This is a genomic window from Halorubrum ezzemoulense, assembly GCF_004126515.1.
Taxonomy (GTDB): Archaea; Halobacteriota; Halobacteria; order Halobacteriales; family Haloferacaceae; genus Halorubrum; species Halorubrum ezzemoulense.
Window position 1 is genome coordinate 2141348 of record NZ_CP034940.1, and the last position, 26346, is coordinate 2167693.

General features: G+C 70.5%; 24 protein-coding genes and 2 tRNA genes. 12 read left to right on the forward strand and 14 right to left on the reverse strand.

The annotated features are described in order from the left end of the window. Nucleotides 1-36 precede the first annotated feature (36 nt). From EO776_RS10770 to EO776_RS10785, 4 genes are all read left to right on the forward strand, one after another. A tRNA-Pro gene (locus EO776_RS10770) sits at nt 37-107 on the forward strand. A gap of 144 nt (nt 108-251) precedes the next feature. After that, nucleotides 252-1709 carry a lamin tail domain-containing protein gene (locus EO776_RS10775; RefSeq protein ID WP_094520869.1) on the forward strand — a complete coding sequence of 486 codons (1458 nt, stop codon included), beginning with the start codon at nt 252-254 and terminating at the stop codon, nt 1707-1709. Beyond that, on the forward strand, nt 1706-2002 hold the full coding sequence (locus EO776_RS10780) for a DUF3006 domain-containing protein (protein WP_049930723.1): 297 nt from the start codon (nt 1706-1708) through the stop codon (nt 2000-2002). Before EO776_RS10775 ends, EO776_RS10780 begins: the two co-directional genes overlap by 4 nt. Nucleotides 2003-2057: 55 nt before the next feature. Next, nucleotides 2058-3560: a replication factor C large subunit gene (locus EO776_RS10785; RefSeq protein WP_094520868.1), complete on the forward strand. Its 1503-nt coding sequence runs from the start codon at nt 2058-2060 to the stop codon at nt 3558-3560. A gap of 19 nt (nt 3561-3579) precedes the next feature. Here EO776_RS10785 and EO776_RS10790 read toward each other — a convergent pair whose 3' ends face one another. Then, complete coding sequence (locus EO776_RS10790; RefSeq protein ID WP_049930720.1) at nt 3580-4734, reverse strand: sensor histidine kinase; 1155 nt, start codon at nt 4732-4734, stop codon at nt 3580-3582. 146 nt (nt 4735-4880) lie between these two features. Here EO776_RS10790 and EO776_RS10795 point away from each other — a divergent pair, with 146 nt between their 5' ends. Beyond that, a complete protein-coding gene (locus EO776_RS10795) occupies nt 4881-5951 on the forward strand; it encodes a zinc-dependent alcohol dehydrogenase family protein (RefSeq protein WP_089308641.1) in 1071 nt (356 codons plus the stop codon). A 7-nt stretch (nt 5952-5958) separates the two neighbouring features. On the opposite strand, the gene EO776_RS10800 is transcribed toward EO776_RS10795, so the two are convergent. From EO776_RS10800 to EO776_RS10820, 5 genes are all read right to left on the reverse strand, one after another. Beyond that, nucleotides 5959-6687 carry an amino acid ABC transporter ATP-binding protein gene (locus EO776_RS10800; RefSeq protein ID WP_086215741.1) on the reverse strand — a complete coding sequence of 243 codons (729 nt, stop codon included), beginning with the start codon at nt 6685-6687 and terminating at the stop codon, nt 5959-5961. Further along, nucleotides 6684-7520 carry an amino acid ABC transporter permease gene (locus EO776_RS10805; RefSeq protein ID WP_049930713.1) on the reverse strand — a complete coding sequence of 279 codons (837 nt, stop codon included), beginning with the start codon at nt 7518-7520 and terminating at the stop codon, nt 6684-6686. Before EO776_RS10805 ends, EO776_RS10800 begins: the two co-directional genes overlap by 4 nt. 79 nt (nt 7521-7599) lie before the next feature. After that, on the reverse strand, nt 7600-8421 hold the full coding sequence (locus tag EO776_RS10810; protein WP_049930712.1) for a basic amino acid ABC transporter substrate-binding protein: 822 nt from the start codon (nt 8419-8421) through the stop codon (nt 7600-7602). 139 nt (nt 8422-8560) lie between these two features. Continuing rightward, a complete protein-coding gene (locus EO776_RS10815) occupies nt 8561-9457 on the reverse strand; it encodes a COX15/CtaA family protein (protein WP_222104438.1) in 897 nt (298 codons plus the stop codon). A gap of 124 nt (nt 9458-9581) precedes the next feature. Further along, a complete protein-coding gene (locus EO776_RS10820) occupies nt 9582-10037 on the reverse strand; it encodes a DUF5814 domain-containing protein (RefSeq protein WP_094494322.1) in 456 nt (151 codons plus the stop codon). Between the two features lie 141 nt (nt 10038-10178). On the opposite strand from EO776_RS10820, the gene EO776_RS10825 reads away from it, so the two are divergent. Then, nucleotides 10179-10251, forward strand: a tRNA-His gene (locus tag EO776_RS10825). Between the two features lie 175 nt (nt 10252-10426). Here EO776_RS10825 and EO776_RS10830 read toward each other — a convergent pair. Beyond that, nucleotides 10427-11167, reverse strand: a complete 741-nt coding sequence (locus EO776_RS10830; RefSeq protein ID WP_086215745.1) for an MBL fold metallo-hydrolase — start codon at nt 11165-11167, stop codon at nt 10427-10429. Nucleotides 11168-11788: 621 nt separating this feature from the next. On the opposite strand from EO776_RS10830, the gene asd reads away from it, so the two are divergent. Both asd and EO776_RS10845 read left to right on the forward strand, forming a co-directional pair. Beyond that, nucleotides 11789-12835, forward strand: coding sequence for an aspartate-semialdehyde dehydrogenase (asd, locus tag EO776_RS10835; RefSeq protein WP_094520867.1), 1047 nt, complete (start codon nt 11789-11791; stop codon nt 12833-12835). A 368-nt stretch (nt 12836-13203) separates the two neighbouring features. Continuing rightward, on the forward strand, nt 13204-13830 hold the full coding sequence (locus tag EO776_RS10845; RefSeq protein WP_086219692.1) for a class I SAM-dependent methyltransferase: 627 nt from the start codon (nt 13204-13206) through the stop codon (nt 13828-13830). A 15-nt stretch (nt 13831-13845) separates the two neighbouring features. On the opposite strand, the gene EO776_RS10850 is transcribed toward EO776_RS10845, so the two are convergent. Next, the gene (locus EO776_RS10850; RefSeq protein ID WP_089308111.1) at nt 13846-15831 is read right to left on the reverse strand and encodes a 3-hydroxyacyl-CoA dehydrogenase/enoyl-CoA hydratase family protein; all 1986 of its coding nucleotides are present in this window, start codon (nt 15829-15831) and stop codon (nt 13846-13848) included. Nucleotides 15832-16200: 369 nt separating this feature from the next. Between EO776_RS10850 and EO776_RS10855 the strand changes: the two genes are divergently transcribed. Continuing rightward, nucleotides 16201-16755: a DNA-3-methyladenine glycosylase family protein gene (locus EO776_RS10855; RefSeq protein WP_049931703.1), complete on the forward strand. Its 555-nt coding sequence runs from the start codon at nt 16201-16203 to the stop codon at nt 16753-16755. A gap of 31 nt (nt 16756-16786) precedes the next feature. Here EO776_RS10855 and EO776_RS10860 read toward each other — a convergent pair whose 3' ends face one another. Together EO776_RS10860 and EO776_RS10865 are read right to left on the reverse strand one after the other, a co-directional pair. Beyond that, complete coding sequence (locus EO776_RS10860; RefSeq protein ID WP_094520866.1) at nt 16787-17239, reverse strand: ribbon-helix-helix domain-containing protein; 453 nt, start codon at nt 17237-17239, stop codon at nt 16787-16789. A gap of 78 nt (nt 17240-17317) precedes the next feature. Next, a complete protein-coding gene (locus EO776_RS10865; protein WP_176450716.1) occupies nt 17318-18673 on the reverse strand; it encodes a putative ATP-dependent zinc protease in 1356 nt (451 codons plus the stop codon). 110 nt (nt 18674-18783) lie between these two features. Here EO776_RS10865 and EO776_RS10870 point away from each other — a divergent pair, with 110 nt between their 5' ends. Then, nucleotides 18784-19827 carry a succinylglutamate desuccinylase/aspartoacylase family protein gene (locus EO776_RS10870; protein WP_086215751.1) on the forward strand — a complete coding sequence of 348 codons (1044 nt, stop codon included), beginning with the start codon at nt 18784-18786 and terminating at the stop codon, nt 19825-19827. Between the two features lie 71 nt (nt 19828-19898). Here the strand turns inward: EO776_RS10870 and EO776_RS10875 are convergent, their stop codons facing one another. Continuing rightward, complete coding sequence (locus EO776_RS10875) at nt 19899-20414, reverse strand: hypothetical protein (RefSeq protein ID WP_049931545.1); 516 nt, start codon at nt 20412-20414, stop codon at nt 19899-19901. A 97-nt stretch (nt 20415-20511) separates the two neighbouring features. Next, nucleotides 20512-22413, reverse strand: a complete 1902-nt coding sequence (locus EO776_RS10880; protein ID WP_094520865.1) for a site-2 protease family protein — start codon at nt 22411-22413, stop codon at nt 20512-20514. A gap of 132 nt (nt 22414-22545) precedes the next feature. On the opposite strand from EO776_RS10880, the gene EO776_RS10885 reads away from it, so the two are divergent. Both EO776_RS10885 and EO776_RS10890 read left to right on the forward strand, forming a co-directional pair. After that, nucleotides 22546-23031: a DoxX family protein gene (locus EO776_RS10885; protein ID WP_086219695.1), complete on the forward strand. Its 486-nt coding sequence runs from the start codon at nt 22546-22548 to the stop codon at nt 23029-23031. Between the two features lie 66 nt (nt 23032-23097). Next, the gene (locus EO776_RS10890; RefSeq protein ID WP_094520864.1) at nt 23098-23337 is read left to right on the forward strand and encodes a hypothetical protein; all 240 of its coding nucleotides are present in this window, start codon (nt 23098-23100) and stop codon (nt 23335-23337) included. A gap of 77 nt (nt 23338-23414) precedes the next feature. Here EO776_RS10890 and EO776_RS10895 read toward each other — a convergent pair whose 3' ends face one another. Both EO776_RS10895 and EO776_RS10900 read right to left on the reverse strand, forming a co-directional pair. Beyond that, on the reverse strand, nt 23415-25097 hold the full coding sequence (locus EO776_RS10895) for a methyl-accepting chemotaxis protein (RefSeq protein WP_049931706.1): 1683 nt from the start codon (nt 25095-25097) through the stop codon (nt 23415-23417). 264 nt (nt 25098-25361) lie between these two features. Continuing rightward, the gene (locus EO776_RS10900; protein ID WP_049931549.1) at nt 25362-26345 is read right to left on the reverse strand and encodes a 5,10-methylenetetrahydromethanopterin reductase; all 984 of its coding nucleotides are present in this window, start codon (nt 26343-26345) and stop codon (nt 25362-25364) included. Between the last annotated feature and the right edge of the window lies 1 nt (nt 26346).

A 26346-nucleotide genomic window follows, 5' to 3' on the forward strand; every position in this document is an offset into this window, starting at 1 on the left:
TTAATTACCGGACCGTCGTTTTTCAGCGTGTAGTCAGGGACCGTGGGGTAGTGGTATCCTATGCGGATGGGGTCCGTATGACCTGAGTTCGACTCTCAGCGGTCCCATACGGAATTCTACGCGGACCGTCCGGATGCGGCTAGCGCGACCGCTGTCGCTCTTCGCGGACGGTGCGACGCGATCCGGGACAGTACACGTGCGGGTCGGTAACGGATGCGTACCTCTTTGCCCGTGTAGAATATCAACGAAACATGAAACGAACGGGCGGTGCGTTCCGGATCCTCCTGCTCGCGGGGATCATCTTCCTCGCGGGCTGTGCCGGCGCGGTACCCGGCGATCAGGCGCCGACGGGACCGGACGCGGGCGACGAGACGGCGGCCGAGGCGGCGAACGGCACCGTCGAGGTCCACTTCATCAACGTCGGGCAGTCGGTCAGCACGCTCGTCGTCGGGCCGGAGGGAGCGACCATGCTCGTCGACACGGGTCACTACAACGACGATGGCGAGTACGTGCTGGAGTACCTCCGGCGGCACGACATCACGCGGATCGACCACCTCGTCACCTCGCACAACGACGCGGACCACATCGGCGGCAACGCGGCGATCATCGAGCACTACGAGACGGAGGCCGACGGGATCGGTGCCGTCTACGACCCCGGCATCGCCGCGAGCACGCAGACCTACGCCGAGTACCTCGACGCGGTCGAGGAGCACGACGTGACGCTGTACGAGACGCGCGAGGGCGACGCGATCTCGTTCGGCGCGGTCGGCGTCGACGTGCTCGGGCCGCCCGAGCCGTACCTCGAAGGCGAAGCGCGCAACGAGAACAGCGTCGTGCTCAGGCTCACCCACGGCGAGACGAGCTTCCTGCTGTCCGGCGACGCCGAAGACGATCAAGAAGCGTACCTGATCGACGCGTACGGGTCGGAACTGGAGTCGACCGTGCTGAAGGCCGGCCACCACGGCTCGTCGAGCTCGTCGAGCGGCCAGTTCCTCGACGCGGTGGGACCGCGGGCGGTCGTCGTGTCGAGCGCGTACGACTCCCAGTACGGTCACCCGACAGAGGAGGTCCTCCGGCGGTTCGCGGACCGGTCGCTCCCGACCTACTGGACCGCGACGCACGGGACCGTCGTCCTCGTGAGCGACGGGAACGGCGTCTCCGTGCGGACGCAGCGCGACGCGCCCACCGACCCGCTCGCGGTGCGCGACGGCGAGCCGATCGAACCCGGGGCAGGCGGCGAGGTCGTCGAACGCGCTCGGCTCGGCGGCGACCCGGTCGACGGCGGTTCCGGAGGCGGAGCCGACGACGACAGCGACGCCGACGACGACGGCGGCGACACTGACGGAGGGGACGAGACGGCGTCGACCGATCCGGCCGCAGCCTTGGAAGTCGCGGCGATCAACGCGGACGCCGAGGGCGACGACAGCGAGAACCTGAACGACGAGTACGTGGTCTTCGAGAACGCGGGCGACGAGCCGATCGACCTGTCCGGGTGGACGGTCGCGGACGAGGCGGCGCACAGCTACGCGTTCCCGGAGGGATACACGCTCGACGCGGGCGCGACGGTGACGCTCCGGACGGGGAGCGGCGCAGACACCGACGCCGAGCTGTACTGGGGGGCGGGGTCACCGGTCTGGAACAACGCCGGCGACACGGTGATACTCTCGAACGCCGCCGGGGAACGCGTGCTTGCGGTGAGCTACGAATGACCGGTATCGATCTCCCCGACGGCGAGTACACCGCGGTCGTGGACGGCGTCGAGGACGGGCTCGCGACCGTGTTCTTCGAGCGCGACGGCGACGAGGTGGGGGACGCGGTGCTGGACGCCTCGCGGCTTCCGCCGGACGGAGGGCATGCCGACGCGGTCCTGTCAGTGACGCTCGACGGCGGGCGTATCGAGGCCGCCTCGTACGAGCCCGAGGAGACGGAGCGCCGCGCCGAGGCGGCGCAGGACCGGTTCGATCGGCTCTCGGAGCGACCGCCGTCCGACGAGGGGGCGTAAGGGCGGCGCCGGTCGCTCCGCAACCACTAAACGCGGCTCGCTCCTTGCTTCGGTAATGGCCGACTGGACGGAGAAGTACCGCCCGAGCACGCTCTCGGAGGTGCGCGGCAACGACAAGGCCCGCGACGCGTTCGCGGAGTGGGCCCGCTCGTGGGACGACCATCACGAGGCGGTCGTCCTCCACGGCAGCCCCGGCGTCGGGAAGACGAGCGCGGCGCACGCGCTCGCGAACGACATGGGGTGGGAGACGGTGGAGCTGAACGCCTCCGACCAGCGCACCGCCGACGTCATCGAGCGGTTCGCGGGCCGGGCCGCGCGGAACGCCACCCTCAGCGGGAGCGCGGCCGGCGGCGGCGCGGCCGGCGGCGACACCGCCTCGCGACAGCTCGTCATCGTCGACGAGGCGGACAACATCCACGGCAACTACGACCGCGGCGGCGCCTCGGCGATCACGAAGCTGGTCAAGGAGTCCGGCCAGCCCATCGTGCTCATCGCCAACGACTACTACGACATGTCGCGGGGGCTCCGGAACGCGACCCAGGAGATCGAGTTCCGCGACGTCTCCGCGCGCTCCATCGTCCCCGTCCTCCGCGACGTCTGCCGCAAGGAAGGAATCGAGTTCGACTCCGACGCCCTCCAGCGGATCGCGGAGGGGAACCGCGGCGACCTCCGAGGCGCGGTCAACGACCTCCAAGCCGCGACGCAGGGGCGCGACTCGATCGCGGTCGAGGACGTGGTCACCGGCGACCGCGACAAGGCGCTGGGGCTGTTCCCGTTCCTCGACGCCGTGTTGAAAGAGGAGTCCGCCGAGGAGGCGCTCCGGTCGGCGTACGCCGTCGACGAGACCCCGGACGACCTGACGGCGTGGATCGAGAACAACGTCCTCGACGTGTACGAGCCGGCGGCGGCGGTTCGCGCGTACGACTTCCTCGCGAACGCCGACATGTGGCTCGGCCGCGTCCGCGCCACGCAGAACTACTCCTACTGGCGGTACGCGACCGACAACGCGGCGGCGGGCGTCGCGTCCGCCCGCGACGGCGAGAAGGGGGGCTGGACCCGGTACGGCCGCCCGCAGTTCTGGTCGTCGTCGGACGCGACCGCCGACGAGGTCGTCGGCAAGATTGCGGCCGCGAGCGGCTGTAGCGTCGCGACCGCCAGACGCGAGGTGCTCCCGTTCCTCGAGACCGTCACGCACCACTGTAAGCCCCGCGACCTGACCGTCGCGATGGCGGCCGCATACGACCTCGACGAGGCGGGCGTCGCCTTCGTTACCGGCTCCGGCGAGTCGACGAACAAGGTCGCGTCGATCGTCGAGGACGCGCAGGCCCGCCGCGAGGAACTGATCGAGGAGCACGCGGACGGCGCCTTCGCGCACGCCGCGGCCGACCGCCGAGACGACGAGAGCGACTCGGGCGCGGCCGACGACCCGGACCGCGACGGCTCCGAGGCGACCGCCGACGGGAGCGACCAGCGCGACTCGGCGGACGGCGCGGCCGCTGACGAAGCGGCCGACGAGGAGGAAGACGACGATCAGGCCGGGCTGACCGACTTCATGTGAGCCGGTCTCGGGGGGTAGTTCACCGGTTCCCGCTGCCGCTGAGGGGGGACGAACTCGGCCCCGAACCGCCGTCGCTCACGCCCGCAGGCTCGATCGCATCCACGCGGCAGAACTCGAACCGCGCGCCGCCCTCCCGGCCCTCCGTCACCGAGACGGTCCACCCGTGCGCCTCGGCGATTCGCTCGACGATGGCGAGCCCGAAGCCCGTCCCGTCCTTCGCGGTGGTGTGTCCAGCATCGAAGACGGCGTCTCGCTGGTCGGGGTCGATCCCGGGCCCGTCGTCAGCGACGTAGAACCCCTCGCGCGTCCGCCCGACCCGGACGCGGACCGCGGCCTCGTCGGGGTCCGAGGGAGTGCCGTCGGCCTGCGACCCCGCTCCCGAGGCGAACGTCCTCGGCGCGCCGCGCTCGTCTGGGTCCGACTCGTCGCCGCCGGTGCCGGCCGAGCCGGGTTCGTCCGGGGTCCCGTGTTCGATCGCGTTGCGGAAGAGGTTCTCGAGCGCCTGTCGGAGTCGGTCCGCGTCCGACCGGATCGTCGGGAGCGGTGCGTCGACGACGAGCGCGGCGTCGGCCGGTCGGCCCGTCGTCCGCCACGCGCTCTCGACGACCGACCGCAGGTCGGTCGGCTCGGTCGCCTGAACCGTTTTCCCCTCGCGCGCCAGCGTCAGGACGTCGCCGATGAGGTGGTCCATGCGGTCGAGGGCGTCGAGGGCGCGGTCCAGCTGCTCCGTCGACGCGTCGCCGTCGAGGTCGTCGGCCAGTTCGATGTTTCCGACCGCGACGGAGAGGGGGTTCCGGAGGTCGTGGCTCACGACGCTCGCGAACTCCTCCAGCCGCTCGCGCTGTCGTTCCAGCCGTTTGCGACGCTCGACGCGCTCGTCGGCGGGGAAGAGGTACCCCGCCACGTCGCCGCGTTCGGTCGCCCGGCCACGCTCGTGGACCCACTGCGGCTCACTGTCGGACGCGACGCGGTACACCACGTCGACGGGGTCGGTCTCGAGCGCCTCCCGGAGACGGTCGCGGTCCTCGTCGGCCACGCAGTCGAGCCAACCGCCGTCCGGCCGCTCCGGGGCGTGGACCCGCGGATCGTCTCCCGCCTCGATCACGAACCGAGAGGGGTCCCCCTCGGGTCGGCGGTAGGCGATCCCGGGCCGTCGCTTCATCGGTCGTGACACGTGTCAACCAGATTACTCGGTCCACATAAACATTACTCAACTATCACTTGTCATACACTGAGATCAAGTCAAAATAACACGAAAAAATCGATCGCGGAAGCGGAACCGCCGAGAGACCTTTGTCGCGTCCGCCGATTGATCGCCGTATGCGCGCTGCGATCCTTCGAGACCACGGGGAGCCGCTCGCGGTTCGCGAGCTTCCCGACCCCGAACCGGAGCCCGACGGCGCCGTCGTCCGCGTGGAGGCCTGCGGCGTCTGCCGCAGCGACTGGCACGCGTGGGCCGGTCACGGGGAGTGGGCGGACGACCGCGTCCCGCGCGGCCAAGTGCTCGGCCACGAGCCGGCCGGCGAGGTCGTCGCGGTCGGCGACGAGGTCGACCGGTTCCGCCCGGGCGACCGCGTGGTCGTCCCCTTCTCGCTCGGCGACGGGACGTGCCCCCACTGCCGCCGCGGGGCCGGCAACGTCTGCGAGGACGGCCGCGCGCTGGGGTTCGAGGCCGCCGCCCCGGGCGCGTTCGCGGAGCGAGTGGCGGTGCCGGCCGCCGACTACAACCTCGTCGGGCGCCCCGCCTGGCTCGGCGCGACCGCGGCCGCGGCGCTCGGCTGTCGGTACATGACGGCGTACCACGCGCTCGCCGAGCGCGCGAACGTCAGCGGCGGCGACGCGGTCGCCGTCCACGGCTGCGGGGGCGTCGGCCTCTCCGCGGTCCAGATCGCCGCGGCGCTCGGCGCGCGCGTGATCGCGGTCGACATCGACGACGCGGCCCTCTCGCTCGCTCGCGAGCTCGGCGCCGACGAGAGCGTGAGTCTGGGGTCGTTGCCGGAGGAAAGTTCGGTCCCCGAGCAAATCCGCGACCTCACCGACGGCGGCGCCGACATCTCGCTCGACGCTCTGGGGATCGCCGAGACCTGTCGGAACTCCGTCCGGTCGCTGCGTCCCCGAGGCACCCACGTCCAAGTCGGGCTCACGACGGACGCCGAACGCGGCGAGGTGTCGCTCCCGACCGACTGGATGACCCGGTGGGAGATCTCGTTCCTCGGCTCGCGCGGGATGCCGCCGACGAGCTACCCGGACCTGTTCGCGCTGATCGAGTCGACGGGGATCGACCCCGGCGCCCTGGTCGCTCGCGAACTGTCACTGCCGGAGGTGTCGGGCCGGCTCGCGGCGATGGACGAGTACGAGGTGGCGGGCGTGGAGGTCGTTACCGAGTTCTGAGCGCGGCCTACAGCAGTCGCGAGAGGAACTGTTGACCGCGGTCCGTCGACGGCTCGTCGAAGAAGGACCGCGTCTCGGTCCGCTCAACGACTCGGCCGTCGGCCATCAAGACGATCCGGTCGCCGACCTCGCGGGCGAAGCCCATCTCGTGGGTGACGAGGACCATCGTCATCCCGTCGGCCGCGAGTCCCTCGATCACGTCGAGCACCTCGCCGACGAGCTCGGGGTCCAACGCGCTCGTCACCTCGTCGAACAGCATCACCCGCGGCTCCATCGCGAGCGCGCGGGCGATGGCGACGCGCTGCTGCTGGCCGCCCGAGAGCGCGCCCGGGTGCGACTCGGCCTGATCGGCGAGCCCGACCCGGTCGAGGAGGTCGGACGCGGCCCGCTTCGCCTCGCCCTCCGGCTCGCCTTTCACCTTCTCCGGGGCGAGCGCGACGTTCTCCAGCGCGGTTTTGTGCGGGAAGAGGTTGAACGACTGGAACACCATCCCGATCTGCTGTCGGATCTCGTTGACGTCCGTCTCGATCACGGACCGGCCGTCGAGCCGGATGTCGCCGCCCTGAATCTCCTCTAGCCGGTTCGCACACCGGAGCAGCGTCGACTTCCCGGACCCGGACGGTCCGATGACGACGACGACCTCTCCCTCGTCGACGTCGACGTCGACGTCGTACAGCACCTGCGTGTCGCCGAACGACTTGTCGACGCCGTCAAACTCGACGAGCGGACCGGTCACGCCTCCTCACCCCCGTCGTCGTCGCCGGAGCCGAGCCCCGACAGCCGACCGAACATCCGGCTGTCGGACCCCCAGTCCGACCGGCGCTCCAGTCCGTTGACGAGCTGGCTCATCGACATCGTGATCGCGAGGTAGAGCACGCACACCCACACGAGCGGGGTCCACGGGTCCAGTTGGTTGCTGTTGATGTTTCGGAACACGCTCATGATCTCCGGGACGGCGATGACGGTCAGCAGCGAGGTGTCCTTCACGAGGATGATCTGGTCGTTGCCGATGGCCGCGAGCGCGTTGCGCCACGCCTGCGGGAGGACGACCTGCCGCAGCGCCATCACGCGGGACATCCCGAGCGACCGGGCCGCCTCCATCTGGCCGTTGGGGACGGCGTCGATCCCGCCGCGGATCGCCTCGCCGACGTACGCCCCGTGGTTCAGCGTGAGCCCGATGATCGCGGCCGGGATCGCCCAGTCCGTGAAGGGGAACTCGCCGGTGGCCCAGAGCCGCGGCACGCCGAAGTAGATGACGAACAGCTGGAACAGCAGGGGCGTGCCGCGGAAGAACTCGACGTACCCCTTCGCGATCCGTCCGGTGACGTTCGACGTCGAGATCCGGCCGAGCCCCACGAGGACGCCGAGCGACACGGAGAGGAGACTCGAGATCACGACGATCTGGATGACGAGGAAGAACGCCTCCGCGAACCGCCGCGCGATGAGCGGCGAGGCGAGCAGGCTGTAGTCGACCTGCGTCGAAAGGATCCAGGCCAACAGTCCCCCGATGGCCAGCACGAACCCCCCGGCGGCCACCTCGCCGACCCGCTTCACCAGCCGGTCGCGCATCAGTACGCCGCCGCCGCTCGACTCCGATTCTGTCTGTGTTGCCATGTGATATCAGGTAGAGACGGCGAGGTCCGGAGACTCAGCCGTCGAAGTACTCGTTGTAGATCTCCTCGTACGTCCCGTTCTCGCGGATCGTCGCGAGGGCCCCGTTGACCTCCTCTCGGAAGTCGTCGTCGTCCTGCCGGAACGCGATCCCGTACTCCTCGATCGTCAGCGTGAGGTACGGCGGCGCGTCGTCGCGGTCGGCCGCGACCCCGTCTCCCTCGAGGAAGACGACCTCCTCGTTCTCCGCGGCGAACGAGGCGCTTACGGTGTTGTCGTTGATGACCGCGTCCACCTGATTGTTGAGCAGCGCGTCGAACGCGCCGTTGATCTGGTCGTAGCTCTCGATCTGGAGGTCGCCGCCGAACTCCTCTTGGAGGTCCTCGGCGGCGGCCTCGCCGGTCGTCCCGCGCTGGACGCCGACGGACGTGCCCTGGAGGTCCTCGCGGGAGCCGATGTCGCTGCCCTCCAAGAGGAGGACGGTCTGGTACGCGGTGAAGTACGGGTCCGAGAAGTCGACCCGCTCGGCGCGCGACTCGTTGATCGTCATCGCGCTCATGATGACGCGGAAGTTCGCGTTGTTCAGCGACGCGATGATCCCGTCGAAGGAGGTCTCCTGGAACTCGTAGTCCATGTCGAGCTGCTCGCCGAACACGGCCTCGGCGATCTCGACGTCGAATCCGATGAGGTCGCCCGCCTCGTTGCGGTACTCGAAGGGCGCGTATGGGATGTCGGAGCCGATGGTGATCGTCTCACCGCCCCCGCCGCCGCCGCCGATACAGCCGGCGGTGGCCGCCAGTCCGCTCGCGCCGACCGCGGTCAGGTACTGTCGCCGGTTCACAGAACGGTTTTCGTCCATACACCGTTTCTCGGTTGATCACGATTTCAACGTTTCGGCCGCGAGATAGCAATATTTGCCGAACTGCGGGGGTTCGACAGGGTCGTTCAGGAGAGACGCCGCTCCGTTCGGGGCCGCGACCCGGCGGCGAGCGGCCCGATCAGTCGCCGCCGATCGGGACGCTCCCGTCGCGCATCTCGTCGGCGCCGCGGAGGGTCCACGCCGCGCCCGCGGCGAGCGCGACGGCGACGGCCAAGACGGCGAGGTTGATCTGCTGCCACGTCGCGGTGTACAACACGAGGTCCCGGCCGAGCAGCAGCGTGCCCACGAGCGCGGCCAACGACCCGGCCGCCAACGCGCGAACGGTGTTGGCCGTCCCGGCGTCGAGCTCGTCGTACCCGCCCCGGACCGCCTCCGTCGCGTACGCGACGGCCGCGACGAGCCCGAGGTGTCCGGCGAGTCCGGTGATGTAGAAGGCGGCCTGCGCGGGCGGCGCGTATGTGAGGAACGGGACTGCCCGCGAGAAGACCGCGCTGGCGACGATACCGGCGACGGCGATTCCCGCGGCCGCCCGGAGCAGTCGCGCGTTCCCGCGCCCGCCGCCCCAGATCGTCGCCAGCCCGAGCAGCGTGAAGATGATCAGCGCCACGGACAGGTGCGCCGCGTGCGTGGACACCGTGTACCCGCCCGGGATGAGCCCGCTGAGGGTGACGGTGATCGCGCCGACGGTGATCTGGAGCGGTAAGATAGCGACCGCCAGCGTCGCCGCCAGCTTGGTCCGGCGCTCGAACCCGGACCCGAGCCACGTCCACCCGGCGACGCCGATGATGAGGAAGCCGGTGACCATCGCCCACGCCCGGTGGAACCACTCGATGAAGTCGGGGTTGATCGTCAGCGCCGGGATGAGCTGGTCGGAACACAGCGGCCACTGGGCCTGACACGCCAGCCCGGAGCCGGTCGCCGCGGTGTAGACGCCGAGCGAGAAGAGGACGAGCGTCATCCCCGTCGTCGCCGCCGCGTATCGCCTGAACGTTAGCCACGCGGGCCGAAGACTCATTAGCCGATTTCGGGCGCGCGCGCACTTAGACCGTTCGGCCGCTCCTCGCGATCGAGAAGGGCGCACGGGTTGACAGGCGGCGACGGACGGTCGAGGCGGTCGAGCGTCCCCCGGTACGCGACCGCTACCCGGACAGCTCTCGCTTCGCCCGCCGCGCCCGCTCGGACATTTCTTCGTTGCCGTCGACGTCCGCGAGCGTCTCGATCGCCTCCAGCTTCCGGACGGAGTCGTCGAGGAACGAGAGCACGTCGCCGGTGTACGCGTACACCATGTAATCGTCGGTCATCACGTCGACGATGGCCTGCGGGCCGAGCCCCTCGGCGCGCAGTTCGAGGACATAGCGCATGAACTTCTCCTCGGGGCAGCCGCAGTACGGGTTCGAATCGCAGTCGCAGTCGAGGAAGTCCTCGGCGAAGTCGAGGACGCGGTCGCGGGTCGTCTCGTCGAGCTTCGAGAGGCCGTCGCCGGTGAACAGCAGGTCGAGGGTGGCGCCGGCGAACGCCCCCTTCGGGATGTTCGCCTCCAGCTGGGAGGCGAGCTGCCGGTGGTTCTTCACGTAGATCTTGTCGGTAAAGGCCACAGTTAGCGATTTGTACGCCCGCAGCCCTCAAAAGCGACGCGGTGATCGAGAGACCGTCGGCGGTTCGAACGACATCGCGTCACACGCCCGTCCGGGAGTCGTAACCGTTATTTATCGAAGCGGGGTACTAGACGACGCGTGTCCGGGTTAGGGTAGTGGACTATCCTTCAGCCTTGTGGAGGCTGAGACGCGGGTTCGATTCTCGCACCCGGACCTTTTCCGACGAACGGAGTGAGGAGCGAAAAGTCCGGAAGGCGAGATTGAATCATGCGAGACGAGCGGAGCCCGTCTCGCCCGGGTTCGATTCTCGCACCTGGACCTTCTCGCGGCGAGCAGTATCGCGAGCTGCGAGGCTCCGTAGCGAATTGAAGCGGTGATCGAGGCGCCGGTCAGAACTCGATCCGCTCGCCGTCTTCCGGGATCAGCACGTCCGCCGTCTCCGCCCGGAGTTCCTCGCGCGAGAGCAGGCAGTGGTTGATCGCCTCCATGTGGACCACGGCGACCGGGGCGTCGGTGGCCTCGCGCACGGCCGCGACGTCCTCGACGCCCATCGTGATCGGTTCGCCGTGGTTGAACCGCGCCGCGCCGCCGTTGAGCACGACGGCGTCGGGGTCGAACTCCGCCAGCGTCTCCGCGACCGGGTCGTACCAGACCGTGTCGCCGGCGAGGTACAGCGTCTCGTCGCCGTCAAGCAGGAACCCGGAGACCGGACCCATCTGCTCGGCAAGTTCCCCGTGTCCGTGACGGCCCGGGGTTCGGCGGAGCGCGACGCCGTCGAACGACGCCGTCTCCTCGACCGGTCGCACGTCGGTGAAGCCGTCCTCGACGAACGCGTCCGCCTCCGCGGGCTGACAGAACAGCGGCACGTCGGCGTCGAGTCGCTCCGCGGCCGCGTCGTCGAAGTGATCCGGGTGGCGGTGGGTGACGATCACCGCGTCGTGCGACAGGTCGACGTCGGGAAGCGGGACGAGCGGGTTGCGCCGGTCGTTCGGGGTGTTGTCGATCGGCGGAAGCGTGCCTTCGGACGCGAACAGCGGATCGACGAGGAACGTCGTCCCGTCCACGGTCGCGAGCGCCGTGGCGTTGCGGACGAGAGTGACGGCGGGGCCGGCGCCGCGGGTGTTCGACATGTCGGGCCTTCGGCGCGCGAGGGGTTGTGCGTTGCGGCGCCGCTGTCGAGCGTCGGAATGTCGCCCGCGACACTAACGACCGGTCTCATCTCCGGCGGCGTGCCGCGTCGACCGGGAAACCCTCGTGGCGGGCGGTCGCCTGCGCGGCGACGGGCGGGTCGCGTTCGCGACCGGTGTCACGCGCCTGGGTTCTCCGCGCTGTCATCGCTCCCATCGGGGAGTACTCGGGCGGGGACTAGGGGCGCGCACGTTCGGGTATCCGTCGCACGCGGTTAAACGGTCGGGTGAGAGGCTCACGACTTCCGGCCGGATGCCGAAGGAGAGCGAGCGGGCCGTCTCGTGGGTGACGCTCGCCAGCGTGGCGGCGGACAGGGTCGGGACGAGCGAGAACCCGTCGAACTTGGGCGTGCTTCGAACGCACCTGACGCCCAGAACGGAACGTTCCTGCCGGATCGGCGAATATCTCCCGGACCACGGCAGTCGGCGACGGTTCGTTGGGAACGCGCCGCGGTCGCCGACGCATCGTAGTCGGACCGACCGTCAGACCGAATCGCCGGCCGCGTTCGGCGGTATCGACGGCTATCCGAACGCACTTACGTCCCTGTCACGGACCCACGCGCAATGTCAGTACGAGTCGGCATCCTCGGTGCCACCGGCGCGGTCGGCCAGCGGTTCATCCAGTTGCTCGACGACCACCCGACCTTCGAGCTCGCCGCGGTCACCGCGAGCGCGGAGAGCGCGGGCAAGACCTATCGCGAGGCGGCCAAGTGGCGCGTCGACACCCCGATTCCGGAGGGCGTCGCCGAGATGGAGGTCGCCGAGACGAGCCCCGCAGGGGTCGCGGACGACGACGTCGACCTCCTCTTTTCCTCGCTCCCGTCGGGCGTCGCGGCCGAGGTCGAGCCCGAGTTCCTCGATGCCGGATACATCGTCTCCTCGAACTCCTCGAACGACCGCATGGCGGCGGACGTCCCGCTCACGATCCCCGAGATCAACCCCGACCACCTCGGGCTCATCGAGGTCCAGCGCGACGAGCGGGGCTGGGACGGCGCCCTCGTGAAGAACCCGAACTGCTCGACGATCACGATGGTGCCGACACTCGCGGCGATCGACGAGTTCGGCCTCGAAAGCGTCCGGGTCTCGACGCTTCAGGCGGTCTCCGGCGCCGGCTACTCCGGCGTCACTTCGATGGAGATCCTCGACAACGCCATCCCCCACATCGGCGGCGAGGAGGACAAGATGGAGACGGAGTCGCGTAAGCTGCTCGGCGAGTTCGACGGCGCCGAGGTCTCCCTCCACGACGCCGACGTGGCCGCCTCGTGTAACCGGATCCCCACGCTCGACGGCCACCTGGAGAACGTCTTCGCCGAGTTCGCCGAGGACCCCGCGCCGGCGGACCTCCGCGAGGCGATGCGCTCGTTCGAGGGCGTCGGCGACCTCCCAAGCTCGCCCGAACAGCTCATCAAGGTGTTCGGCGACGACGAGCCCGAGCGTCCGCAGCCCCGCCTCGACCGCACGTACGCCGACGGGATGGGCATCGTCGCCGGCGGCGTCCAGACCACCGACGTCGGCGCGAAGTACAACTGCCTCGCGCACAACACGATCCGCGGCGCGGCGGGCGCCTCGCTGCTCAACGGCGAGCTGCTCGTCGAGGAAGGGTACGTCTAAGCGTGCCGGCCGCCGACCGATAACCACTTTATTCTCCGCGTTCCGTCGGCCGACGCCATGGCAGAGCCATCCGCGAAACGGTCCGTCCGCCGGGGCGTCGCGGTCCTCCTCCTCCCGGTGTCCGGGGCGACGACGCTCCCCGCGTTCGTCGAGGCCGCGCTCCCCGGCGTGTCAAGTGTGGTCGGTGTCGTCCTCTTCGTCGCCGCGGTCGCGTACCTCGTCGGCAGCGTCAGTAGACAGGTGGCCGCGGCGGCCGACACGCCGCTGCGATCGGTCCCGGACGGGCACCGGACGGCACCGAATACTCCGGGGGCCACGAGACCGCGCCGACCGAAGCGTTCAACAGCCCGTCGCGAATGTCCCCGCACATGGTCGACAGGAACGTCGTCCGCCGGGGGTACGACGAACTCGCGACGGCGTACGCGGCCGACCGCGTCGAGGACGGCCGCGGACGAGCGGTCCTCGACCGCTTCCGTGAGTCGCTGCCGCCGGACGCGCGGGTCCTCGACGCCGGCTGCGGGCAGGGCACGCCCGTGCTCCGAGCGCTGAACGACTCCGGGACCGCCGTCGGAGCGGACATCTCGCGCACCCAACTGGCGCTGGCCGCCGAGAACGTCCCCGGAGCGCCGCTCGCGCAGGGTGACCTCGTCGCGCTCCCGTTCCGCGACGGCGCCTTCGACGCGGTGACGGCGTACCACTCGCTAATCCACGTTCCGGAGGGGCGTCACCAGGCCGTCGTCGACGAGTTCGCCCGCGTCCTCGGCGACGGCGGACGGCTCCTCTGTTCCGAGGGACCGGAGCCGTGGAACGGCGAGAACCCGGACTGGCTCGACACCGGCGTCGAGATGCAGTGGCACATCGCGGGCGCGGAGGCGACTCGGCGGCAGCTCCGGAACGCCGGCTTCGTAATCGAGCGGGAATCGACCGTCGACGACTCGCTCGCCGACGGCGCCGACGCGCGCTGGACGTTCTTCGCCGCGCGGCTCACCGAGTGAGCAGCCGAGCCCTCGTTACTTCCCTTCGAACTCGGGTTCGCCGTCGCCCATGAACGCCGTGACGCCCTCGATGAGGTCGTCGGTGTTCATGACGTGGCCGAAGCCCATCGCCTCGACTTCGAGGCCGGCCTCGTTGTCGGTGCGTCCGGCGTGGATCGCGCGCTTCGTGTACTTCTGCGCGATCGGCGGGCCGCCCGCGAGCTGCGCTGCCAGCTCCCGCGCCCGGTCGTCGAGCTCGTCGCCCGGCACGACCTCGTTGACGAAGCCGTAGTCGGCCATCGTCTCGGCGTCGTAGCGGTCGGCGGTGAGGATGATCTCCTTCGCGCGCCCCTCGCCGACGACGCGCGCGAGCCGCTGCGTGCCGCCCCAACCCGGGAGCAGGCCGAGGTCGAGTTCGGGCTGGCCGAGCTCGGAGCGCTCGGAGGCGATCCGCATGTCTGCCGCGGTCGCGAGCTCCATCCCGCCGCCGAGGCAGTAGCCGTCGATGGCGGCGATGACGGGCTTGTCCGACTCCTCGAGCTTGCCGAACGTCTGTTGACCCTGCCGAGAGAGCTCGACGGCGTGGATCGGGTCCGCGCCGCCCGCGGCCATACTTTGGACGTCCGCGCCGGCGGAGAAGGCGCGGTCGCCCGCGCCGGAGAGGAGGATCGCCCGCACGTCGTCGTCGCCGTCGAGCAGGTCGATCGCGTCGGCGAGCTCGTCGAGCACGTCGCCGCTGATCGTGTTCATCCGGTGCGGGCGGTCGATCTCGACGTGCCCGACCCGCGCGTCGGCGTCGACGTCGACGTTCAGCACGTCGAACGCCGGGCCGCTCTCCGCGTCGCCGTCGGCTCCGTCGCCGCGGAAGCCGCCCGACTCGGCCGCCTCGCGCAGGTAGTCGGTCGCCTCATAGCGCTCCTCGCCGGTCTCCTCCGCGAGGGCGTCGAGCGTCTCGACCAGCGCGTCGAGCCCCTCTTCGTCAGCGAGCTTTGCCGGGCCGTCGGGGAAGCCCGCGCCGAGCTTGACCGCCTCGTCGATGTCGTCGGCGTCGGCCACGTCGTTGCCGATCAGGCCGGCCGTCTCGTTGGCCATCACCGCGAGCAGGCGGCGGCGCACGTCGTCGTCGAGCGCGTCGCTCGGGATCTGCGCGCCGTCGCCGTCCTCGTAGTCGTAGAATCCCTTGCCGGTCTTCTTGCCGAGGTCCTCCGCCTCGACCTTCTCGCCGAGCAGCGGGCAGGGGCGGTAGGCGTCGCCGAGGACCTCGTGCATGTACTCCAGCACGTGGTAGCCCACGTCGATGCCGACCTGGTCGGCGAGCTCGAACGACCCCATCGGGAGGCCCATGTCGAACTTCGTCGTGGAGTCGACCGCCTCCATCGTCGCGTCGCCGGACTCGACGATCCACGCCGCCTCGTTCATCAGGGGGACGAGGATGCGGTTGACGATGAACCCGGGGCTGTCCTTCCGGACCCGGACGGGCGTCTTCCCCATCGACTCGGCGAGCCCCTCGATCAGGTCGAGCGTCTCCTCGCTCGAGTGCTCCCCGGAGATGACCTCGACCAAGTCCATCCGCACCGGCGGGTTGAAGAAGTGCATCCCGCAGAAGCGCTCGGGGCGGTCCGTCACCTCCGACAGCTCGGTGATAGAGAGGCTGGAGGTGTTGGTGACGAAGACGGCCTCGTCGGGCGCGTACTCGACCACGTCGTCGTACACGTCCTTCTTGATGGCCATCTTCTCGGGGACGACCTCGACGACGACGTCGGCGCCGTCGAGCGCGTCCTCGAGGTCGACGAACGCGTCGACGCGGTCGAGCGCGGCGTCCGCCTCGTCGTCGCCGATTCGATCCTTCTCCGCGAGCTTGCCGAGCGACCACTCGATCTGGTCGTACCCGTTCTGGACGAGCTCATCGTTGATGTCGCGGAGCGACACGTCGTAGCCGGCGAGGGCGGCCACTTCAGCGATACCGTGGCCCATGTTCCCGGCGCCGAGCACCGTCACGCGCTGGACGTCTTCGAGCTGCATACCTGAGAGTCGGAACCGTCATGGTTGAACGTTTTCATCTTCCAAACGTAAAACAAACTGTAAGTTTATTCGGGTGGGTTGGCGGCGGCTCGACGCGAGGTTCGAGAGACTGAGACGAGCACGAACGGTCGACGCGGGGTGCGAGGGACTGAGACGAGCACGAGCGCTCGACGCGGGGTGTGAGAGGCCGCGCGGACCGGTCCGGAACCGAACGTACTCCTCCGTGCGGTCCCTCGCTTCGGTATGGACGACGGCGTCGACGGAACGATCGACCCGGCCGCGGACGCTGACGGGCCAGCGGCGAAGAGTGGCGGTCCGGCCGCGGACGTAGACGACCCGGTGATCGAGGTCCTCCGCGAGGACCCGACGATGGCGACGCTCGTCGACCGACACGGGCCCCTCGACGTCGCGCCCGCGGACGACGAGTTCGCGCGGCTCTGTACCTCGATCGTGAACCAGCAGCTCTCGACCGCCTCTGCGGCGGCCATCCACGAGCGGTTCGTGGAAGTCGTGGGCGGCGACCCGACCCCGGAGCGCGTCCTCGCGGCCGACGAGGCGGCCCTGCGCGAGGCCGGGCTCAGCGGCACGAAGGTCGACTACCTGCGCAACGCCGCCGCCGCGTTTCGCGACGACGAGCGCGACCTCACGCGCGAGGAGTTGGCGGGCGTAAGCGACGAGGCGGTCGTCGACCGGCTCACCGAGATCACGGGCGTCGGCGAGTGGACCGCGAGGATGTACCTCGTCTTCGCGCTCGGGCGCGAGGACGTGCTCCCGCTCGGCGACCTGGCGGTTCGGAAAGGGATCGAGCTGGTGTACAACGGTGGGGAATCGCTGTCGCGCGCGGAGATGCGCGAGATCGCCGAGGCGTGGCGCCCGTACCGGAGCTACGGGACGCGATACATCTGGGCCGAGTACGAGTCCTGACCGCGCTCTCGTGGAGGAACGACGGGCCGAGCTATCGGGTCCGGCTCGACTGCTCCGGTTCGGGCTCGGGGTCGCCGGCCGGGGCTCGGTCACCGCTCGCCGCGTCCTCGCGGTACAGCCGGAGGATCTCCTCTAAGAGGACCGCGTGCCGATCACCGGGGACGTACTGGTGGTCGATGAAGTCCTCGGCGTCGCTGAACTTCTCCCGGAGCGCGAGCTTCCGCACGAACGCGACGGACTCGAAGAACGGGGGGCCGTCGGTCTCCTCGTCCGCGCCCAGCGTCCGGTCCGCGTCCGGGATCACCTCGGACTCGATCGCCTCGTAGTCGATCGTCTCCGGGTCGTACTCGTCGAGGGTCCGGGAGAGCACGTAGTCGGCCGAGAAGCGGTAGAACTCCGACTTGCTCTCGAACTGCCCCTCGTCGACGAGCGATTCGATCTCCTCGACCACCGACTCGGGAAACCGGACCGTGCTCTTCACCATGTGTCGTGTCCTCGACAGCCTCGGTCTTATACTTTTGTCAGACGCGCGTGAGCCAGATTTCGGCGGCGCCGGACGGGTCTACTCCTCCTCTTCGAGGATTTCGCCCGCCTCGTCGCGCTCGGCCTCGTCTCTGTCGGCGCGCCGCCGCACGTCGACCCGGTAGTCGGTGAGGATGTCGCGGCCGAGCAGCAGCGGGTACTCCATGTGCTCGCGGTCCTCGACGCTCGCGGTGACGGTGTGCTGGTTGCCGCCGATACCGATGACGAGGTCGACGACCGGCCGGGCCTTCCCGCCCTTCACGCTGCCCGACTTGACCCGGGTCATGCTCTTGATCGGACCCGCACCGATCTCGGCGGCCAACTGGGTGTCGATGCTCGTCCGGGTCGCGCCCGTGTCCGACTTCGCGAGCGCCTGCGTCGAGCCGGAGGTGCCCGTGACGACGACCTCCTCGATGTAGCCGATGTCGGGCTGCTCGGAGGGGGTCGGCTTCGGCGCGGGCGCGCAGGACGGCCGCGAGTCGTCGAGGGTCGCGGCGACGCGCTCGACCGCCTCGTCCTCGACCTCGCCGCCGACCGTCTCGATCGCCAGCTTCGCGATGTGCGGGGCCGGGCTGGTGCCGGTCGCCTCGAACAGCCCTTTGAACCCGGCCGTGGGGTTCACTTCGAGGACGTACCAGCCGTCGTACCCCTCGACGAGGTCGACGCCGGCGTAGTCGAGCCCCATCACCTCGGCCGCGTAGAGGGCGGTGTCGGCGGCCTCCTGCGGCATGTCGTCGGTGGCGTCCTCCACCGCGCCGCCCAGCGCGACGTTGGTGCGCCAGTCGCCCTCGGGCGCGTAGCGGTACATCGACCCGACGATCTCGTCGCCGACGACGTACACCCGCAGGTCGCGGTGCTTCTCGTCGTCGCGGTCGATGAGCCGCTGGAGGAACGCCTGCCGGTTGCCGACCTTCGGGTTCACGCGCTCGGTCAGGTCGACCTTCCACGTCCCGCCGCCGTGGGTGCCGATCGCGGTCTTATACACGCCCACGTCGCCGAACCGCTCGCGGCCCTCGTTGAGGCGGTCGTTCGACAGCGCGAGCAGCGCGTCGGGCACGCGGATGTTCCAGTCGGCGAGCGTCGCCGCCGTCGCGAACTTGTGGATCGACGCCAGCACCGCGTTCGGCTCGTTCAGCATCGGCCGGATGCGCTCGAACGTCGCCGCCAGCCCGAGCAGCTCCGCGGGCTGGTCGGTGTTCGATAAGAGCAGGCGGTTCGCGATCACGTCGACCGCGGGCTCGACCGCCACCTCGCCGTCCTCGACGCTCACCGCGGCGTTCTCCTCGCGGAGCCACACCGGCTCGTGGCCGAGGTCCTCGACGGCGTTACAGATCGCCTTCGTCTCCTTGCTGTTGTGCAGCGACAACACTCCCACCCGAACCGAGTCCGAACTCATACCTCTCACTGCGCGGGCCGACGTAAAAGACGCCCCGATCGTTTCGGCCGGACGAGATCCGGAGTCTCCGGGTCGCCATATATATACCCGACGCCGCGCTCCGGTCTGCCATGAGCGAGGACCGGGCGTTCACGTACAACGGCGGGGCGGTGCCGCCCGGCGAAACGCAGAACATCCGCTACGGCATCAGCGAGACGTACCTCGGCGACCCCGTCCGTATCCCGGTCACGATCGTCAACGGGGAGCGCGATGGGCCGACCGCCTTCCTGACCGCGGCCGCCCACGGCGACGAACTCAACGGAATCGAGGTCGTCCGCGAGGTCGCCCACGAGTGGGACCTCTCGGCGCTTTCGGGCACGCTCGTCTGTCTCCCCGTCCTCAACGTGCCCGGCTTCCTCGCCCAGCAGCGGTACCTCCCCGTCTACGACCGCGACCTGAACCGGTCGTTCCCCGGGAAGCCCGGGTCGACCAGCTCGAAGCGGATGGCCCACCGGATCTACGAGAACTTCATCGCGCCGTGCGACTTCGGGCTCGACTTCCACACCTCCACCCGCGGCCGGACGAACATGCTCCACGTCCGCGCAGACATGACCGACGAGTCGGTGTACCGGCTCGCGATGGCGTTCGGCTCGAAGGTGATCATCGACAGCGACGGGCCGAGCGGCACGCTCCGCGGCGAGGCGACCGACGCCGACATCCCCACGATCACGATCGAGATGGGGGAGGCCCACCGGTTCCAGCGCCCGCTCATCGACGACGCGCTCGACGGCGTCAAATCCGTCTTCGCGGAGTACGGACTCCTGGAGACCGACACGGTTCGCTGGCCCGGCTGGCGCACCGTTGTCGCCGGGGCGGGCGAGAAGACGTGGCTGCGCGCCGACTCCGGCGGCATCGTCGACACCCACTTCGAGAGCGGCTCGCTCGTCCGCGAGGGCGAGCGCATCGCGACGATCACCAACCCGTTCAAGGAGGACGCGGTCGCGGTGGAGGCCCCGTTCACCGGGCTCCTGATCGGCCTGCTGGAGAACCCGGTCGTCTACCCCGGGAACCCCCTGTGTCACCTCGTCGAGATCGGTGAGTCGACCCGTCGGGCGATCGAGGCCGGCAGCGCGCCGAAGCCCGTCGGCCAACCGACGCCGACGGCCGGGAAGTGAGGTCGCCCTCTGTGGTCGACGGGTCGCGCTCTGGGTTCGTACGTCGCCGTCGTGGCCGTGACACCGACCCGTCACCCCTCGCCGAGCCGCTCCCGTAGCCCGACCGCGGCCCCGGCGACAACCGCGAGGAAGCCGCCGAGGAACGCCACCGGCTGGAGGACGACCCGCTGGGCGACGACGGCGCCCGGCTCGCGCTCGACGGTCCGGGTCCAGAACTCGTACCGCTCGCCGTCGAGCTCGACGATCAGCAGTCCGTCGCCGAGCGTCGGGTCGGTCGGGTACGACAGCGAGTCGACGCGCTCGTCGGGGCTCTCGACGCCGAACGCGCCCTCGGGGGCGTCGCGGGCGCGGTCGAACGCCGCGCGGGCGGCGGGGTCAAGGTCGGCGTACGCGACGACGGCGTTCGAGTCGTCGAGACCTTCGTCGGTCGGAGCGTCGAGACCCACCGACGACCCGGCGGTCACCGACCGAACGGTGTGGGTGTAGGCCGGGTCGGCCTCGCCGACCGAGACCGGGAGGAACAGCGGGTTCGCCATCAGGAGGACGCCGAGCGCGACGAGCGCGGCGGCCGCGAGCGGGGCGCGCATACGCCGCCTTCGGCGGGCCGGGAGTTGAGCCTTTCCGAGCCGCGCGGCCGGCCGCAGCCGAACAGCTCCGCCACCGGCCGAGACGTGGCGCCGGGCCTCAGATCAGCCCGAGCGCCGTGAGGATCTGGTTGCCGAAGATCATCGCGATCAGTCCGGTCAGCATGACGAGGCCGGACGAGACCGTGATCGTCCGCACCGCGGCGTGCCGGTCGCTGATCGGGACCCGGCTGATCACCGCCTCGGCGACCATCCGGAGGATGCGGCCGCCGTCGAGCGGGAACGCCGGCAGGCAGTTGAACAGCGCCAGCTGGATGTTGATCCACCCCGACCAGAACAGGAGGTTCGCGAGCAGGAACGTCCCGCCGCCGAGCACCGCGAGCGGCCCCTCGACAACGAAAAAGTTGGTCAGGTCGCCGGTGAACCCCGCGAAGTTGAACGGGAGCCCGAACAGGCTGCCGAGCGGCAGGATGAGCGCGACGAACACCAAGCCGAGCGGCGAGTCGGTGACCCCGCCGAGCGGGACGCCGCCGGCGGTCTCCTCGCCCCCGTCGCCGCCGAGCAGTTCGAGGTACGCGCCGGCGGGATACTCGGTGACGCCCACGTCGTCGAGCGCGAGCCCGCTCGTCCCGGGGAAGACGCTGACGCCGACGAAGCCGCCGTCGCGGTTCGGGTGGGCGTCGAGTTCGACCTCGTACGTGTCGCGTTCGCCGTCAGCGTCGTAGACGGTGACGGGGACGGTCTCCCCCGGCTCGCGCTCGCCGAGGACCGCGGAGAGCGCCCCGTTGTCGACGACGCGCTCGCCGTCGACCGAGACGATCGTCAGCGGCTCGCCGAGGGCGGCGCCCGCGTCGTGGATCGGCCCGTCCTCCTGAACCCCGACGACGTACGCGCCGATCGGCACGTCCGGGACGGTGACGGCGGCCTCGCCGTCGGCCGTTTCGACGCCCGAGGCGTCCTCGGCGCCGGGCGCGTCGCGGACCTGGTCGACGACGGTCGCGTTGCCGGTCACCGTCAGCGCGGCGCGCTCGTCGTCGCCGACCGCGGCGAAGAGGTCCGACTCGGTCGCGACCGGCTCGCCGTTCACCGCCGCGATCGTCACCGGTGCGCCCTCGATCCTCACGCCGAGGGGGTTGCCGCCGGCGGACCCGACCACCTGTAGCTCGCGGTCGACCCGCACCGTCTCCCGCGCGTCGCCGTCGTCGACCGTGAGCGCAACCGAGTCGCCGGCGTCGGCGATCGCCGACTCGAACTCGGCGCTCGTCTCGATCGGCGTTCCGGCGACCTCGACGACCCGGTCGCCCTGCGAGATGTCGGCCGCGGCCGCCGGGGAGCCGGGGTTGACCTCGCCGACCGCGTAGCCCGCCGCGGGCGAGATGGCGCCGACCACGGGGCCGAAGAGGAGCGCGAAGACGACGATCGTGAGGACGGTGTTCGCGGTGACGCCGGCAGCGAACATCCGTGCGCGCGCGCCGCGAGACGCCTCCTGCGTCGCCTCCTCGTCCGGTTCGACGAACGCGCCCACCGGGAGCAGCGCGAAGAAGACGAGTCCCATCGAGTCGATGTCGATGCCCTCGACCCGGCAGAGGAGCCCGTGTGCCCCCTCGTGGATCACCATCGCGGCCCCGAGCCCGGCGACGATCTCCGGCGCGACCGACAGGGGAAGGAAGTCGTTGACGCCGGGGATGATGAGGAAGTTCTGCGGCTGCTGGATCGCGGCGGGCTGTGCGTTCGTGAACGCCGACATCGCCGACGAGAGGATGAGCGCGAACGACGCCACCATCGCCACTAAGGCCCCGCCGAGGCCGAGGTTGGCGACCGCGCGCCAGAACCGCTTCGGCGCCGCCAGTCGGCCGAGGAAGGCGCGCCCGCGGAGGGTCCGGAGCGTCAACACCGGTCCGGAGATCCTGACCGCGTCCGGGAGGATCCCCTCGTTCCGCAGCCACATCGCGACCGCGGAGTACGCGAGGACCCCCGTCAGCACCCAGAACAACGTGTTCATTACCACGCCGTTGGGCTCGCCCGCTCGTAAGGGGTTCGGTTCCCGGAACCCTCGGCCGCACCGCGCGCACCGATACGGCCCGCCGCGGCCGTCGGGGAGGACTGATACGCGTCCGGTGCGTGCGTCGGACCGATGGCCGACGCCGACCGGTCCCACGCCGCAGACGCACAGCCCGCGCGCCGACGGCCCGATCCCGTCGAGTCGGACGCCGCCGAACGCTCGCTCGCGCCCCTCATGGGCGCGGCGTACGTTACCGCCGGGGTCGCCCACTTCCTGATCCCGGATCGGTTCGCGGAGGCGATCCCGCCGTCGTTCCCCCGGCCCGTCGGGCTGGTGTACCTCTCCGGGATCGCCGAGATACTCCTCGGGGTCGGCGTCGCGATACCGCGGACGCGGCGCCCGTCCGCGTGGGGGATCGTCGCCCTCCTCCTCGCCGTGTTTCCGGCGAACGTCCACCTCGCCCGGCGCGACACCCTCGACGACCTCCTCCCGGACCGACTCGTCGCTCCGGCGCGGCTCGCGGCGCTGGCCCGCCTGCCGTTTCAGGGCGTCCTGATCGCCTGGGCGCTGCGGTACGCGCGCGACGACGACCCGTCGGAGCCGTGTTCGGAGGCGTAGTTCCGGAGCGATCGAGGTCCCGCCGCGAACTCAACACCCAAGTACCCCCCGGTACAAGCGTGACTCATGATGGCGCTCATCGACTTCGTCTCCCGGCTGGTCGGCGACGTCGGGCGGTTCGTCGACATCTTCCTGAACGACCTCATCCTCGGCGCCGGCGACCCGCTGTCGGCGCTGCTCGTCCTCGTCGGACAGGTCCTGATTATCACTTCCGTCGGCGCGCTGGGCTACGCCGCCGTCGGCGCGCTGCTCGGTGAGATTGGCGTGAACCTGCCCTCGCTCGGCGGACGCGGGCGCTCGGAGTAGTCGGCGGCGCCGGTCGCCGACCTCGTCGCGCCCAGACCGTCCTCAGTCGTCGTCAGCACCGATCGCCGACCGCGTCCTCAGTCGTCGTCGGCGCCCGTCGCCGACCGCACCTCGGCGCCGGCCCCCGGACCGTCGACGGTTTCGGCACCGTCGCCCCCGTCGGGAACCTCGAACTCGTTCAGCCGCGCCAACAGGTCGTCGGACCGGTCCGAGAGCGTGTGGACCCGGCCGGTCACCTCGGAGACGGTTGCGGTCTGCTCCTCGGCCGCGGCCGCGACGGTCTCCGCCTCGGTCGCGGTCTGTCGGCTCACGGAGGCGACGCCGTCGACCATGTCGACGACCTCCTGCGTGGTGCGCGCCTGGTCGTCGGTCGCGTCGCTGATCTCTTGGACCGTCTCGTCGACGCTCGTCACATCCTCGACGACGCCCTCGAACTCCCGCAGCGTCGACTCGATCGTCTCGACCCCCTCGGCTACCTGGGCCTCCATCGCCTCGGCGTCGGCGGCGGTCTCCGCCGACGCGGTCTGGACCTCCTCGATCCGCCCGGAGATCTCCCCCGCGGACTCGCGCGTCTCCTCGGCGAGCGACTTCACCTCGTCGGCGACGACCGCGAACCCGTCGCCGGAGCCGTCGGCGCGCGCCGCCTCGATGGAGGCGTTCAGCGCGAGCAGGTTGGTCTCCTCCGCGATCTCGTCTATCACGGCCGCGATCTCGTCGATCTCGCCGACCCGGTCCGCGAGGTCCGTGACCGCGGCCGCCGTCTCGCCGATCCGCGTCTCCAGCGTCTCAAGCTCCGCGATCGCCTCAGCCGCCTCCTCGCGGCCGGAGCGACCGCGTTCGGCGGCGTCGCGCGCGGTCTCGGCCGCGTCGTCGGCGCTCGCCGCGATCTCCTCGACGGTCGCCGACAGCGTGTTCATCTCGCTCGCGATCGCCTCCAGCTCGTCCGTCTGCTCGGCCGCGCCGTCGGAGATCTCCTGGACCGAGCGCGCGACCTCGCCGCTCGCGTCGTCGACCTCGTCCATGCTCGCGCGCACCTCGTCCGCGGCCCCGGCCACGTCGGCGGTGAACCCGCCGACCTCGCCGACCGTCTCGCCGAGCGTCGCGACGAGCCGGTTGTAGTTGTCGACGATCTCGACGTACCGGCCCTCGTCGGTCGCCAGCGCGTCCCCGTCGATGGTCGCCGTCAGGTCGCCGTCCTGCGCGCGCTCGGCGGCATCGCCGAAGGCGTCGACGAGCGCCTCCAGCTCGGTGGTGTAGGCCGCGAGGTTCTCGGCCATCTCGTCGAGCGACGCCCCGAAGGCGCCCGGGACCTCCTCGTCGAGCGCGGGGTCGTCGAACTCTTGATCGGCGAGGGCCTCCGCCTGCGCGGAGACGGTCGTGAGGTACCCGTGGACCTCGCCGAAGGCGCCGACGAGGCTCCCGATCTCGTCGGGTTGGGTCGGGTCGAGGGCGCCCGCGGCGTCGCCGCCCGACGACCCGGTCGCGTCGGGCTCACGCGCGTCGTCGATATTCCCCGCGGCGATCGCCTCCGCCTGACGCTCCAGCGCGCGTATCGGGCCGACGAAGTCCTGTCGAACGATGAGCAGCGTGTTGTAGATGGCGACGACCGCGCCGAGGAACAGCGCCCCCGAGACGACGTACGCGGCGGTCCCCGAGATCAAAAACTGAGTGAGAAAGATGCCGACCGTGACGAGAAACTGGATGCCGACCGCCGTGACGACCTTGCGCTCTATCGATTCGGTGACGCCGAGCGCGTCCATCGTCCGCCACAGGAGGGCCTCGTACCGCCCGCGGACACCCGGGCGGCGCTGTCGTGTCGTGGACATACTTCGCCCTCGACGAGAGCGGGTTATGAACCTCCCGCCGGCGTTATCAGCAGCGATTCTCGATTGTCAGCGGGCGAGAATCCGCCGCCAGCGTGCGTGAAAGCAGTGCGGGCGCCGCCGACGCGGCCCGGAACAGCCCCCGTCGACGCGGCCCGGAACAGCCCCCGTCGACCGCCTCGGCCGCGAGGTCGACGGACCTCAGAACAGCCCGTCGACCGCCTCGGCCGCGAGGTCGACGGCGGCCTCGAGGTCCGGCCCGAGCGGCGAGCCGACGACGAGGCCGTCGGCGTGCTCGGCGACGGCGGCGGCGCGCTCGCGGACGGTCTCGGGGGTGCCCGCCATACAGAAGGCGTCGACCATCTCGGGGGTCACGCGCTCGAAGGCGGCGGAGAACTCGCCGGCCGAGACGCGGTCACCGATCTCGCTCGCGGCGTCGGGGTCGATCCCGTGGCGCTTCAGGACGGGCGGGGCCGCGCCCGCGGCGATGAACGCGACCGGCGGCCGGGCGGCCTCGCGGGCGGCGGCCTCGTCCTCGGCGACCGACACCGCGGCGTAGGCGATCAGGTCGAACTCGCCCCGGCTATCGGGCCTGTCGTCGAGGCCGTCGTCGACCTGCTCGCGGGCCCACGCGAGGTCTTTCGGATGCGAGCCGTTGTACAGGAGGCCGTCGGCGTGCTTCGCGGCCATCCGACACATGTGCGGCCCCTCGCCGCCGACGTGGACCGGGATGTCCGCGCCCTGCGGCGGCTCGTAGTTGAGCCCGGCGTCCGCGGCGTCGAAGGTGCCCTCGTGGTCGACGCGCTCTCCGGCCCAGAGCCGCTGTGCGGTCTTGAACGCCTCCAGCACCGAGCGGAGCCCGCGCTCGTCTTCGAGGCCGAGGTTGGCGAGCGTCGAGGGGTCGCCCGGGCCGAGCCCGAAGACGGCGCGCCCCTCGGAGGCCTCGTCGAGGGTCGCGACCTTCGACGCGAGCGTCACCGGGTGGGTCTCGTAGGGGTTGGCGACCCCCGGACCGAGCCGGACCGAGTCGGTGGCGGCCGCGAGCCGCGAGAGGAACGCCCACGGGTCGCGGTTGTTGTAGTGACACGTCGAGTAGACGGCGTCGTAGCCGGCCTCCTCGGCGCGGACGCCGAGGTCGACGAGGCGAGACAGCTCGTGTTCTGGGGTGAGTTCGATTCCGAGCATG

Coding starts and splice junctions, on each gene's coding strand:
- EO776_RS10775 (WP_094520869.1), top strand. CDS start 252: ATGAAACGAACGGGCGGTGCGTTCCGGATCCTCCTGCTCGCGGGGATC.
- EO776_RS10780 (WP_049930723.1), top strand. CDS start 1,706: ATGACCGGTATCGATCTCCCCGACGGCGAGTACACCGCGGTCGTGGAC.
- EO776_RS10785 (WP_094520868.1), top strand. CDS start 2,058: ATGGCCGACTGGACGGAGAAGTACCGCCCGAGCACGCTCTCGGAGGTG.
- EO776_RS10795 (WP_089308641.1), top strand. CDS start 4,881: ATGCGCGCTGCGATCCTTCGAGACCACGGGGAGCCGCTCGCGGTTCGC.
- EO776_RS10805 (WP_049930713.1), bottom strand. CDS start 7,520: ATGCGCGACCGGCTGGTGAAGCGGGTCGGCGAGGTGGCCGCCGGGGGG.
- EO776_RS10810 (WP_049930712.1), bottom strand. CDS start 8,421: ATGGACGAAAACCGTTCTGTGAACCGGCGACAGTACCTGACCGCGGTC.
- EO776_RS10815 (WP_222104438.1), bottom strand. CDS start 9,457: ATGAGTCTTCGGCCCGCGTGGCTAACGTTCAGGCGATACGCGGCGGCG.
- EO776_RS10830 (WP_086215745.1), bottom strand. CDS start 11,167: ATGTCGAACACCCGCGGCGCCGGCCCCGCCGTCACTCTCGTCCGCAAC.
- asd (WP_094520867.1), top strand. CDS start 11,789: ATGTCAGTACGAGTCGGCATCCTCGGTGCCACCGGCGCGGTCGGCCAG.
- EO776_RS10845 (WP_086219692.1), top strand. CDS start 13,204: ATGGTCGACAGGAACGTCGTCCGCCGGGGGTACGACGAACTCGCGACG.
- EO776_RS10850 (WP_089308111.1), bottom strand. CDS start 15,831: ATGCAGCTCGAAGACGTCCAGCGCGTGACGGTGCTCGGCGCCGGGAAC.
- EO776_RS10855 (WP_049931703.1), top strand. CDS start 16,201: ATGGCGACGCTCGTCGACCGACACGGGCCCCTCGACGTCGCGCCCGCG.
- EO776_RS10860 (WP_094520866.1), bottom strand. CDS start 17,239: ATGGTGAAGAGCACGGTCCGGTTTCCCGAGTCGGTGGTCGAGGAGATC.
- EO776_RS10865 (WP_176450716.1), bottom strand. CDS start 18,673: ATGAGTTCGGACTCGGTTCGGGTGGGAGTGTTGTCGCTGCACAACAGC.
- EO776_RS10870 (WP_086215751.1), top strand. CDS start 18,784: ATGAGCGAGGACCGGGCGTTCACGTACAACGGCGGGGCGGTGCCGCCC.
- EO776_RS10875 (WP_049931545.1), bottom strand. CDS start 20,414: ATGCGCGCCCCGCTCGCGGCCGCCGCGCTCGTCGCGCTCGGCGTCCTC.
- EO776_RS10880 (WP_094520865.1), bottom strand. CDS start 22,413: ATGAACACGTTGTTCTGGGTGCTGACGGGGGTCCTCGCGTACTCCGCG.
- EO776_RS10885 (WP_086219695.1), top strand. CDS start 22,546: ATGGCCGACGCCGACCGGTCCCACGCCGCAGACGCACAGCCCGCGCGC.
- EO776_RS10890 (WP_094520864.1), top strand. CDS start 23,098: ATGATGGCGCTCATCGACTTCGTCTCCCGGCTGGTCGGCGACGTCGGG.
- EO776_RS10895 (WP_049931706.1), bottom strand. CDS start 25,097: ATGGACGCGCTCGGCGTCACCGAATCGATAGAGCGCAAGGTCGTCACG.
- EO776_RS10900 (WP_049931549.1), bottom strand. CDS start 26,345: ATGCTCGGAATCGAACTCACCCCAGAACACGAGCTGTCTCGCCTCGTC.